The sequence below is a fragment of the Desulfovibrio sp. genome (genome assembly GCF_019424165.1).
Classification (GTDB): domain Bacteria; phylum Desulfobacterota; class Desulfovibrionia; order Desulfovibrionales; family Desulfovibrionaceae; genus Desulfovibrio.
Map to the genome: position 1 here is coordinate 1 of NZ_JAHZAA010000041.1, position 3453 is coordinate 3453.

Here is a 3453-nt window from a genome sequence, read left to right on the forward strand (position 1 = left end):
CTGCGTGGAAAAGGGGTTTCCTACTGCGCGCTTTGCGATGGCAACTTTTATCGCAACCAGACTGTAGCCGTGGTAGGCGGCGGCAATGCCGCCATGGAAGAAAGCCTCTATCTTTCTAAAATAGTAGGCAAGCTTCATCTTATCCACCGGCGTGACAGCTTCCGGGGTCTTAAAGTATATGAGGACAGGCTCGAAAGCATGCCGGACAAGGTCAACATCATGCGCAGTTCGACGATCACGAAGCTGCATGGTGAGGATTTTTTAACCGGGCTGACCGTAAAAAATCTCTTGAGCGGCCAGGAAGAACTGCTACCTGTTGACGGACTGTTCGTTTACGTGGGCTTTGCCCCGGTAACGGACTTTCTGCCGCAGGGCATCGTGCTTGATGAGCAGGGCTTTATCGTGACAGATACTGAAATGCGTACCAGTATTCCCGGCATTTTTGCCGCCGGAGACATACGCTCAAAGCTTTGCCGCCAGGTCATCACTGCCGCCGGCGATGGCGCAACCGCCGCTCAAGCGGCATTTGTCTTTCTGGAACAGCTCCATGCATAAAAAATTGTTACGCTCCATCTTGCTTGTCATGAGCATGCTCATGGCTTCCGGCTGCGGCATTATTGATATGATATATCTGCCGCCTGCTGAAGACACCGCGCAGGAAATTTTTGAGGCCGCCAACGACGCCATGAGTGAAAAAAACTATGTGCGGGCAGTGGAGCTGTACAATAAACTGCGCGATACCTATCCCTTCAGCCCTTATACCATTGATGCTGAACTTTCTTTGGGCGATGCGTACTTCCTTGACGAGGAGTATGAACTTGCCTCTGAAAGTTACAAGGATTTCGAATCGCTGCATCCCAGGCATGAGGCTATCCCTTACGTGCTGTATCAGACGGGCATGTCTCTGCTGAAACAGTTCCGCTCCATTGACAGGGCAACAACGGAATTGCAGGAGGCATACGATTATTTTAATCGTCTGCACCAGATGTATCCGGATTCTCCCTATGCCAAGGGCGCGGAAGAGCACATGATAACCTGCCGGAAGCTCATGGCGGAACACGAGCTGTATATTGCAGACGTGTTCTGGCATATGAAAAAATATGGTCCGGCCTGGCATCGCTACGAATTTATCGTAAAAAATTTCCAGGACGTGCCGGAAGTGACTGAACATGCCAAGGAAAAAAGCCTTGCCGCTTACCATTACTATAAGGAAGAGCAGGCCAAGGAGACACGGCAGAAACGTCAGGGGTCCTGGCGTGAATGGTTCAAGTGGTTGTAGGAACTTAAAGATAAAAGCCCCTTCGGGGGCTTTTTTTACTCGTGGGGTCTTTTATGTCCGGTTCGCTGGAAGCCAGTGCTGAAAAAAATCGCGCGGCGCTCACATCATTGTGGGCCGCCTTTGCCCTTACCGCCGTCAAGCTTGCTGTTGGGCTGCACACGAACAGCCTGGGTATTCTGTCTGAAGCACTTCACAGCGGCCTCGATTTGCTGGCGGCAGCCATGACCCTTGTCGCCGTGCGCGTGGCATCCAGACCCGCAGACGCGCGACATCCCTATGGTCACGGCAAGATAGAAAACCTTTCGGCGCTGGCCCAGACACTCTTGCTGCTTTTGACCTGTTTCTGGGTCGTCCATGAAGGCGTACAACGCCTCTTGGCCGGGGCAAGCCCCGTGACACCTTCTTTGTGGGGCGTTGGGGTTATGGCACTTTCTATCATTATTGATGTCAACAGGGTTCGCGTGCTGCGACGTGTGGCAAAAAAATATAAAAGCCAGGCGCTTGAAGCTGATGCATTACATTTTTCCACCGATATTCTTTCGTCAGCGGTGGTCCTTGTTGGTGTTCTTGCCGTATGGCTGGCCTCTGCTCTCAAAGTTCCGGGGCCAATGCATGCGGTACTGGTTCAGGCAGATACTGTGGCCGCCTTGCTTGTCGCCATCATCATTTTTCGTGCCAGCATTCGCATGGCCCGCCAGTCTGTTGATATTCTTATGGACTCCGGCTCCATGCGCGAGCAGCAGGCCGTTATAAAGGCTGTCGGACGGGTACCGGGCATTACGAATGTTCGCGATGTGCGCTTGCGCACCAGCGGTCCCACCAGTTTTGTGGATTTGACTGTGGGTGTGGAGCCGGGCATACAGGTCAGCGAAGGACACAAACTGGCCCATGAGGCGGAAGAGGCCGTGGCTTCAGTGCTGGAAGGCGCGGACGTGACCGTCCATGTCGAACCGTACAGCGCCGAAGATGACAAGCACTGTGATCCATTTGTGCAGGTACAGCATACTGCCTGGAAGCACGCCCTGGCTGTGCATAACGTGCATATCCTGCGGTCGGCCGGCAACTGTCTTGTTGAGCTGCATGTGGAGCTTCCGGGCAAGATGTCTTTTGTGCAGGCATATGGCCGTGTGGTGGATTTTGAAGAAGATTTGCGTAAGACCATGCCCGGAAGCGAGGTTGTGAGTCATCTCGAGCCGGAGGGTACTGCCAGCGCGCTGGCGTACGGTGCTTCTGTGTCGATGCCGTATGCTGAAATGGTTTGGCGTGAAATAGAAGCCGTACTGGCAAAAGAGCCTTTGGCCTGCAACCCGCACAAATTCTCGACCTATGAATCTCCGGAGCAGGGCATTTGCATTTCTTTCCACTGCGATGTGGATGCCACGCTAAACGTTGAAGAGGCGCATACCGTATGCATGCGCCTGGAAAAACAATTACGGCTGGGCGCCCCGCAGTTGGGCCGCATCATTATTCATATGGAACCGGGAGCGCGTCCCAAGTGGGAGCCGAGCAGCCGCATATAAGGCGAACAGCCATATCATTTGCTGCCTACTGCGCGCTTTCTGCCGATGGCATGGCAACCCCGACGGCCTTGGCCAGCTCATTCCACAGGCGGTCAATGCCCAGACGGCTGCTGGATGAGGTCAGTACCGGGCAAATCCCAACGATATTTTGCCATTCTTTTTGTTTTGCCGCGCGCTCACGCTGGTTGCACTTGTCGGCCTTGGTCAGGATGGGAACCAGGGGCAGGCCATGGACCTGAGCAAAAGACGCCAGATTCAGGTCGAGCTGTTGCGGGGGGAGCCGGCAGTCCAGCAAGAGGGCCAGAGCCTTCAGACTGGCGCATTCCGTGAGGTAACGCTCCAACAGTTTCGCCCATTTTTCTCTCTCGCTGTGGCTTGCACGGGCATAGCCATAGCCAGGCAAATCTACAAGATAAAAATGCAACGGCTCCACCAGATAAAAGTTGACGGACCGTGTTTTCCCTGGGGTAGAGCTGACCTTGGCCAATTTTTTTCTGCCGGCCAACGTGTTGACCAGAGAGGATTTACCCACATTTGAACGCCCGGCCAGGGCTATCTGGGCTTCGGGGCGCGCCGTAAGCTGATCCAGCGTATAGGCGGTGCTTTCCAGGGTAAGACTGATGGCCATAAAAACCTCATGTGATACTTGAAGTG

At 54.0% G+C, this 3453-nt stretch carries 4 protein-coding genes; 3 read left to right on the plus strand and 1 reads right to left on the minus strand.

Going from position 1 to position 3453, the window contains the following annotated elements; genetic code table 11:
- The 3 genes from QZ377_RS11125 to QZ377_RS11135 all read left to right on the plus strand — a co-directional run.
- The coding region (locus tag QZ377_RS11125; protein ID WP_291441213.1) for an FAD-dependent oxidoreductase at positions 1 to 555 on the plus strand (555 nt) is incomplete at its 5' end.
- On the plus strand, positions 548 to 1279 hold the full coding sequence (locus tag QZ377_RS11130; RefSeq protein WP_291441214.1) for an outer membrane protein assembly factor BamD: 732 nt from the start codon (positions 548 to 550) through the stop codon (positions 1277 to 1279). The genes QZ377_RS11125 and QZ377_RS11130, both read left to right, overlap by 8 nt.
- A gap of 53 nt (positions 1280 to 1332) precedes the next feature.
- Positions 1333 to 2799, plus strand: a complete 1467-nt coding sequence (locus QZ377_RS11135) for a cation diffusion facilitator family transporter (protein ID WP_291441215.1) — start codon at positions 1333 to 1335, stop codon at positions 2797 to 2799.
- A 25-nt stretch (positions 2800 to 2824) separates the two neighbouring features.
- Here the strand turns inward: QZ377_RS11135 and yihA are convergent, their stop codons facing one another.
- Positions 2825 to 3427, minus strand: a complete 603-nt coding sequence (gene yihA / locus QZ377_RS11140; protein ID WP_291441232.1) for a ribosome biogenesis GTP-binding protein YihA/YsxC — start codon at positions 3425 to 3427, stop codon at positions 2825 to 2827.
- Between the last annotated feature and the right edge of the window lie 26 nt (positions 3428 to 3453).